Source organism: Streptomyces celluloflavus (assembly GCA_000720995.1).
Taxonomy (GTDB): Bacteria; Actinomycetota; Actinomycetes; order Streptomycetales; family Streptomycetaceae; genus Streptomyces; species Streptomyces celluloflavus.
The window spans coordinates 1-7,872 of sequence record JOEL01000096.1 but is presented as its reverse complement, the minus strand read 5'-3'; the positions used below and the strand labels follow the sequence as shown (position 1 = coordinate 7,872).

Annotated in this window: 6 protein-coding genes and 1 rRNA gene; 5 read left to right on the top strand and 2 right to left on the bottom strand. The window is 71.3% G+C overall.

Going from position 1 to position 7,872, the window contains the following annotated elements:
• Positions 1-372: 372 nt before the first annotated feature.
• Genes IH09_RS35750 through IH09_RS35730 form a run of 5 tightly spaced genes read left to right on the top strand, consistent with a single transcriptional unit; the run spans position 373 to position 7,087 of the window.
• Positions 373-1,206 (top strand): hypothetical protein, encoded by an 834-nt coding sequence (locus IH09_RS35750; RefSeq protein WP_052861922.1) that lies wholly within the window; start codon positions 373-375, stop codon positions 1,204-1,206.
• Positions 1,196-2,506 (top strand): hypothetical protein, encoded by a 1,311-nt coding sequence (locus IH09_RS35745; protein ID WP_052861921.1) that lies wholly within the window; start codon positions 1,196-1,198, stop codon positions 2,504-2,506. The genes IH09_RS35750 and IH09_RS35745 overlap by 11 nt, the downstream gene beginning before the upstream one ends.
• The gene (locus IH09_RS35740; RefSeq protein WP_052861920.1) at positions 2,503-4,065 is read left to right on the top strand and encodes an SCO6880 family protein; all 1,563 of its coding nucleotides are present in this window, start codon (positions 2,503-2,505) and stop codon (positions 4,063-4,065) included. The genes IH09_RS35745 and IH09_RS35740 overlap by 4 nt, the downstream gene beginning before the upstream one ends.
• Positions 4,066-4,094: 29 nt before the next feature.
• A complete protein-coding gene (locus IH09_RS35735) occupies positions 4,095-5,519 on the top strand; it encodes an ATP-binding protein (RefSeq protein WP_052861923.1) in 1,425 nt (474 codons plus the stop codon).
• Positions 5,516-7,087 (top strand): type IV secretory system conjugative DNA transfer family protein, encoded by a 1,572-nt coding sequence (locus tag IH09_RS35730; RefSeq protein WP_052861919.1) that lies wholly within the window; start codon positions 5,516-5,518, stop codon positions 7,085-7,087. The genes IH09_RS35735 and IH09_RS35730 overlap by 4 nt, the downstream gene beginning before the upstream one ends.
• 53 nt (positions 7,088-7,140) lie before the next feature.
• Here IH09_RS35730 and IH09_RS35725 read toward each other — a convergent pair whose 3' ends face one another.
• A complete protein-coding gene (locus tag IH09_RS35725; protein WP_052861918.1) occupies positions 7,141-7,665 on the bottom strand; it encodes a GNAT family N-acetyltransferase in 525 nt (174 codons plus the stop codon).
• Between the two features lie 115 nt (positions 7,666-7,780).
• Positions 7,781-7,872 (bottom strand): 5S ribosomal RNA (gene rrf, locus IH09_RS35720); the annotation flags it as partial.

The following is a 7,872-nucleotide window of genomic DNA, read 5'->3' as shown; positions in this document are numbered from 1 at the left end:
CGTGCCCCCTCCTGCTCCCCCACTGGCCCCACCTCCCCTCCCGAGGCCACATGCTGACGCCCACCCACCCCGGCCCGGCGGACCCCGCACCGCGCCTCCACCACCCCCGCCACCAGCGGACCGGTTGGGCTGCCCGCTGCGCGGGGACTGGAGGAACCGTAGGGAAGGAGGCGGGGGCGGACACGGGCCGCACCGCGGGGACAAACCCCCCGGAGTCCCCCATTCGCCTCCGCCGCACCGCACCTGAGGACCCGTCACGGTGAGAAGTACGCGAACCACATCGCCCGAGCCGCCGCCCACGCGGCTACGGTCATATGAAGGCGGCACAACTACGGCGGAGACGGCGACGTCGGTTGAGGGGGCACCAGCACGATGAGTCTCAGCGATGACGGCGACTACGGCGGCCCCCGGACGGGCCAGACCCGTACGAGGCTCCCCGAGGGCGGGGGCGACTCCTACGGTCCGGCGCGGCGCCCCCGGGCCGGTATGTCCAGCCGCAACCTCATCACCATCGTCGGCGTGGTGGTCCTGCTGATCGCGGCCATCGCCTTCGCCAACCGGGGCGGCAGCGGCAACAACGAGTCCGCGCCGGGCGGTGCCGCCAAGACCGCGGACGACCGGCCGACCACCCCCACCGGCACCAAACCGGTCACCGGCAAGAACGGCGATATCGCCGCGGGCTTCGCGAAGACGGAGCAGGGGGCGCAGTCGGCGGCGACGAACTACGCGGTGGCGCTGGGGTCGTCCGAGATGTTCCACCACGACCAGCGGCACCGGATCGTCCGCACCGTCATGGCCCCGTCCGCCGTCGACGGCTACCAGAACACCCTCGACAAGGTGTACACGGCGGACTTCTTCAAGAGCGCCGGACTGAAGGCGGACGGCACCGCGCCCCAGGGCATGGCCTTCGTCTCGCGCACCGTCCCCATCGGCACCAAGATCAAGGAGTTCTCGGGCGACCGGGCGACCGTCGAGGTCTGGTGCACGGGCCTGCTCGGCCTGGCCGGCGAGGGATCCGTCAGGCCGGTCACCACGAGCTGGTTCACCACCACGATGAAGCTCGTCTGGACCGACGGCGACTGGAAGACGCTGACCAACTCCCAGCAGAACGGTCCGGCCCCGGTCAGCGGGGACGTACCCGCCTCCGGGGCGAAGGAGATCGCCGGAGCGGTCGAAGGGTACGGAGGATTCACCTATGCCCGGTAAGCCCACGCGCCGCCGCGCGGCCTCCGTCGTCGCCGCGCTGGCCGCCGTACAGACCTTCGCCTTCATGCTGGCGACCCGTGCCCTGGCCGCGCCGGGCCCGACGCCGGCACCGGGCGACGAACGGTGCAGCCTCCTCAACGGCACCGTCAAGGACCTCTGCGAACAGCGCAACAGCACCGGCGTCACCACGCCCTCGACCAACCCCCTCGACAACAACCCGCTCGACCCCCTCGGCTCCCTGGCCAAGGGCTGCGCCAACGCCGCCTCGTGGATCATCACCAAGCTCTCCGACGCCGTGAAGGCCACCTCGCAGATCGACTTCACCAACGCCGCCTTCCTCCGCCAGTACGCCGTCGTCTTCGCCGCCTCGACGGTCCTCACACTGGTGCTGTGGCTGCTCGCCGTCGCCAAGCGCGCCGTCCGCGGCACCCGGCTGACCGAGGCGATCGGCGAGGCGGTCGGATTCCTCTGGCTCACGGTCCTGGCGTCCGCCTTCACCCCGCTCATCCTCTACACGATCGTCTCCGCCACCGACGGCGTCACCGAGATCATCGCGAAGGGGACCGGCGCCCAGACCGACACGTTCTTCGGCGCGTTCTCCCAGGCGCTCACCAAGGGCACGGACATCGGCGGCGGCCCGATCATGCTGATCGTGGTGTCGCTGGTGTCGGTGCTGGCCGCCGGTGTGCTCTGGCTGGAACTGGTGATCCGGGCCGCGCTGCTGTACGTCGGCGCGCTGCTGGGGACCGTCGTCTACGCCGGGCTCGTCGACAAGAACATGTGGGGCCACGTCCGCCGCTGGGCGGGCATCATGATCGCCGTGATCCTGGTCAAACCCGTCATCGTGATCGTGCTCGGCATCGCCGGCGCGCTCTCCCACGACAAGGGCCCCAACGCCTTCTCCGCGGTCGTCTCCGGCCTCGCGATCATCGTCCTCGCCATCTTCGCCAGCGCCGTGATCTACCGCTTCGTCCCCGGCTTCGGCGACGAGATGGTCTCGGCGCGGACGAACAAGGGCCGGGCCACCGACGGCAGCCAGGCCGCCGCCATGATCTCCTCACCCGCCGCGCTGGTCTCCCAGGGCATCAAGACCCACAGCGCCCGCAGCTCCGGCGGCGACGGGGGCGGGGCCCAGGGCGGACAGTCCCGGTCCGCCGACTCCGTGGCCGGCGGCGTCGCCGCGCACAGCACCCGCTCCGGCGGCGGCCGCACCACTCCCCCCGCACCCCGTTCCGGCCCGAGCGGCAGCTCCGGCGGCAGCGCCCGCACCGGCAAGACAGCAGGAGGTGATGGGCGGTGAGCACCCAGTCCCATCCGATCGCACCCCGTCGCACGTATCTGATCGGCCGCGCCCGGCCCAACGCCATCGTCGGCAAGAACCGCGAGACCGGCGAGATCGCGCTGATCATCGCCGGCGCGTTCATCGGCATGATGTGCGGACTCGTGGTGCAGGTGCTCCCGTTGCGGATACTCGCTCTCACCGGCTTCCCGGTACTGGGGCTCGCCGCCGTCTACGTCCCGTACAAGGGCCGCACGTTCTACAAGTGGTTCGAGATCAAGCGCAGCTACCGCCGCACGCTCCGCCGCGGCACGGCCTACCGCTCCGGCACCGCCGAGGCCGGCATCTCGCTGGACGGCCGGGAGGTCGAGGTCGGCCCGCCGCCGGGCATCGGCCGGATCAACTGGCTCTCCGCCCCGTTCGGACCGGACGAGATCGCCGTACTCCTGCACGCCGACCGCAAGACCGTCACGGCCGCCATCGAGATCGAGGGCCCCGGCGTCGGCCTGCGCGACAGCGAGGACCAAGAGGCGCTGGTCGACCGCTTCGGCACGCTGCTCAAGCATGTGGCCAACGGCGACGGCTTCGTGACGCGCCTTCAGATCCTCGCCCGGACGCTCCCCGCCGACCCGGACGCGCACGCCAAGGATGTCGCCCAGCGCGGCGACCGCTCCTCCCCCGCCTGGCTCCAGGAGTCCTACGACCAGCTCCAGTCCATGGTCTCCACCTCCTCGGAGCAGCACCGCGCCTACCTCGTCGCGTGCATGCACTACACCCGCGAACTCGCCGCCGAGGCACACACCATGGCCCGCGCCGCGCACGCCCACCGCGGCGGCCTCGTCCGGCAGCGGGTGGACCGCGACGCCGGCCTGGCCGTCGTGATGGCCCGCGAGCTGACCGATATCTGCGCCCGGCTCGCCGAGGCCGACATCCGCGTCCGCCAGCCCCTCGGCGAGGGCCGGCTCGGCTCCCTCGTGCACTCGATGTACGACCCGGACCACCCCATCGACCACATCCAGGCGATGAGCCGGCGCAACGCCTGGCCGGCCGAACTGGACGCGATGGAGCCGACCTACCTCCAGGCCAAGACCCGCGAATCGACCACCCGCGCCCCCTGGTGCCACTCCACCGCCTGGGTCAAGGAGTGGCCGTTGACCCCGGTGGGCGTCAACTTCCTCGCGCCCCTCCTGGTGCACACACCGGACGTCATCCGTACGGTCGCGGTCTGCATGGACCTGGAGCCCACCGAGATCGCCATCGAACGCATGCTGACGGAGAAGACCAACGACGACGCCGAAGCCAGCCGCGCCGCCAAGATGAACCGCGTGGTCGACCCGCGCGACGTCGCCCACCACGGCCGCGTCGACCAGCGCGGCGAGGACCTGGCGTCCGGCGCCGCGGGCGTCAACCTCGTCGGCTACATCACGGTCTCCTCCCGCTCCCCCGAGGCACTCGCCCGCGACAAGCGGACCATCCGCGCCTCGGCCGGCAAGTCCTACCTCAAACTGGAATGGTGCGACCGCGAGCATCACCGGGCCTTCGTCAACACCCTTCCTTTCGCGACCGGGATCCGCCGCTAAAGCCGCTGGGAGGCGCGTACGTCATGGCCATGCTCGATCCGCTCGCCGCGTTCACCGACGCGTTCACCAGCTTCCTGTTCGGGAAGGTGGAGACGACACGGCTGCCCGTACGCACCTCCACCGGCCAGGCCCAGGCCGTCTACCTGCCCACCGCGGCCCCCGGTCTCGGCGACTCCGGCGTGATCATCGGCCGCGAGGTCTACAGCGGCAAGGGCTACATCTACGACCCCTTCCAGCTCTACGGCCAGCAGCTGCCGGCCCCCCACTGGCTGGTCCTCGGCGAATCCGGCAACGGCAAGTCCGCGCTGGAGAAGACCTACGTCCTGCGCCAGCTCCGCTTCCGCGACCGGCAGGTCGTCGTCCTGGACGCCCAGGGCGAGGACGGCGTCGGCGAATGGAACCTCATCGCCCAGGAGCTGGGAATAACCCCCATCCGCCTGGACCCGACCGCCGCCCTCAACGGCGGCATCCGCCTCAACCCCCTCGACCCGTCGATCACCACCACCGGCCAGCTGGCCCTGCTCCGTACGATCATCGAGGTCGCGATGGGCCGCGGCCTGGACGAGCGCTCCGGCTTCGCCCTCAAGGTCGCGCACGCCTACGTCAACGAGACCATCACCGACCGGCAGCCCGTCCTGACCGACATCGTCGAGCAGCTGCGCCACCCGGAGGCGGACTCGGCCGAGGCGATGAACGTCGATATAGACGATGTCCGCGCCTGGGGTCTGGACGTCGCGCTGGTCCTGGACCGCCTCGTCGACGGTGACCTGCGTGGCATGTTCGACGGCCCGACCAGCGCCGGTATCGACCTCGACTCGCCACTGATCGTCTTCGACCTCTCGCATATCGACCGCAACTCCATCGCGATGCCGATCCTGATGGCGATCGTCGGCGTCTGGCTGGAGCACACCTGGATCCGCCCGGACCGCAAGAAGCGCATCTTCCTGGTGGAGGAGGCGTGGCACATCATCAATTCGCCGTTCGTGGCCCAGCTCTTCCAGCGGCTGCTGAAGTTCGGCCGGCGGCTCGGCCTGTCCTTCGTCGCGGTCGTCCACCACCTCAGCGACGTGGTCGACGGCGCGGCCGCACGGGAGGCAGCGGCGATCCTCAAGATGGCCTCCACCCGGACGATCTACGCCCAGAAGGCCGACGAGGCGCGCGCCACCGGGCGGGTACTCGGCCTGCCCCGCTGGGCGGTCGAGATCATCCCGACGCTGACCCCCGGCATCGCGGTCTGGGACGTCAACGGCAACGTCCAGGTCGTCAAACACCTCATCACCGAGGCGGAACGACCGCTGGTCTACACCGACCGGGCGATGACCGAGGCGTCCTCGATGCTGACGGACGAGGCGCTCGCCATCGAACGGGCGGCCAACGCCGAGGCCGAGGAACGCGCCGAAGCCCTGGCCATGGAACGGCAGTTGAGAGACGAGTCGAGCGAGACGGTGGCGTGACCCGCGGATACGAACGGGCCCGGGACGGCCGGGACACCTACGGCGGCCGGGGGCGCGGCATCCCCGACTCCCTGCTGATCGGGCTGCTCGCCTTCCTCCTCGGCCTGACCCTGCTGGTCTGGACGGCGACCGGCCTCGCCGCGCTGTTCACGCACGGCGCCTGGCCCGACGGCGTCGGCTATCCCGGTACGCCGATGGCCCTGCGGCACCTCGTCACCGAACCACACGACCTGGCCGCCGCCTGGCCGCACACGCCCAAGGACCAGCTCTCCGGCTACGGCCTGTTCTGGGGCATCCTGATCGGCGAACTGATGGTCCTGCTGGTCCTGACGATCTTCGTCATGGGGACGGTCACCCGCTACCGCGCCGTCCGCGCCACCCGTCGGGAAGCCGCCCGCGACGCGCACGAGGCAGCCCGGGACGCGGCGGTACGGCGCGAGTCCACGGCCCCCGCCGATACGGCCCCCACCCGCCCGGCACCGCCGGCCACGCCCCTGACCGCCGACCCGGCCCCGCCACCGGCCGCAGCCGCCCCCGTTACCCCGCTCCTCGGCAAGGCCCCCGCCGAAGACCTCACCGGCGGCCCGCTCCCCGAACAGCGCACCGCGCCCCCGACCGCCCCCCGCGACGAACTGTCGCTCCCCCGCGTCCAGTTCGGGGCCGACCGCGCCACCACCCGCGCCGCCGCGACGGCCGCCATCGCCGCCGCCGAGGGCCCGCTGATCGTCGCCACCAGCGACCCCACCCTCTGGTCCGAGACCAAGGACACCCGCGCCAAGCTCGGCCCGCTGCTCACCTACGACCCGACGCACCGCGTCGACACCCCGGCCCGGCTGCACTGGTCACCGACGGCCGGCTGCGAGGACATCGCCACCGCCACCGCCCGCGCCACCGCCCTGCTGGCCCCCGTACGGCCCTCGAACACGCTGGACACGTCCGTGGCCGAGACCGCCCAGACCCTGCTGCGCTGCTGGCTGCACGCCGCCGCGGTGGACGGCCGGCCGTTCCGCCAGTTGCACCGCTGGGCACACACCACCGGCGCCGCCCAGGAACCCGTACGCATCCTGCGCACCCACGCCAAGGCGTCCGCCGGCCAGGCCGGTGAACTGGAGTCCGTGCTGACCGCGCACGCCGAACGCCGGGAAGCCGCCCAGCAGTTGCTCGGCCGCGCGCTGGCCGCCCTCTCGTCGATCCATATCCGCGACTCCAGCAATCCGCACCGACCGGATTCGCTCGTTCTCGAATCATTCGTCAACGAGGGGGGAACGCTCTACCTGGTGGGCGAATCCATCGAGGATCCGCGTACCAACCCGGGTGCGATGCCCTTGCTCACCGCACTCCTCTCGCACGTGGTCGAGCACGGCCGCCGCATGGCCGAACGGTCATCTGACGGTCGGCTCGACCCACCACTCACCCTCGTCCTGGACGACATCGCGGCACTCGCCCCGCTGCCCGCGCTCCCCGCCCTCCTGGAGACGGGCCGCGCCCGCGGTCTGCTGACACTGGCCACCATGCGCTCCCAGGAACAGGCCCGCGCCCGCTGGCCCCACCACTCGCTGCCCGTCTGACCCCGGACGCACCGCCCGCCCCGCTGCTTCTCCTCCGGACCGCTGCACCGCGGCTATCCGCGCGACAGCGTCATCTCCCGCTCCACCGCATCCGCGTTCTTCGGATCGGCCATCGTCCGCCCCGTCGCCACAAAGCCCAGTGAACGGTAGAGCGCCTCGGCCCGCTCGTTCTCCTCGTGCACCCACAGCCGCACGCGTTCCACCACCGGCTCCGCGAGGCCCCACGACCACGCGATCGCCGCCTCGAACAACTCCCGGGCCAGCCCGGTCCCCCGGTGCTCGGGCCGTACGAAGACCCCGACGACCAGCGTCTGCGGGTCCCCCTCGTCCTCCTCGACGAGCACCACGACCATCCCGCCCCAGCTGCCGTCCTCGTCCTCCCCGACGAAGGTCAGCGCCGCACGCCCCTCATCGCTGCGCTGCGCCCGCCGCTGCCAGAACGCGTCCGGCCGGCCGGCGGCCGCCTCAAAGGTCTCGTGGAAGGCCACCCGAGCCACCGGATCGGCCAGCGCCGCCAGCCTCAGCTCCTTGAGCCGCTTCCACTCATCCGCCTTCACTGGTCTGATCAAGTACCCCATTGCCTCAGCATCGCAGCGCCCGCAGCCGCTGACCAGAGCCTCAGCCTCCTCGGAACGCAAAAATGCCTCGTTCCCCGAGACGAATCTCGGGGAACGAGGCATTTTTTCAAAATTTGTTCGGCGGCGTCCTACTCTCCCACAGAGTCCCCTCTGCAGTACCATCGGCGCTGAAAGGCTTAGCTTCCGGGTTCGAAATGTAACCGGGCG

Excerpts from the sequence above, each read along its gene's own strand:
- IH09_RS35750 (WP_052861922.1), top strand. The coding sequence starts at position 373 with ATGAGTCTCAGCGATGACGGCGACTACGGCGGCCCCCGGACGGGCCAG.
- IH09_RS35745 (WP_052861921.1), top strand. The coding sequence starts at position 1,196 with ATGCCCGGTAAGCCCACGCGCCGCCGCGCGGCCTCCGTCGTCGCCGCG.
- IH09_RS35735 (WP_052861923.1), top strand. The coding sequence starts at position 4,095 with ATGCTCGATCCGCTCGCCGCGTTCACCGACGCGTTCACCAGCTTCCTG.
- IH09_RS35725 (WP_052861918.1), bottom strand. The coding sequence starts at position 7,665 with ATGGGGTACTTGATCAGACCAGTGAAGGCGGATGAGTGGAAGCGGCTC.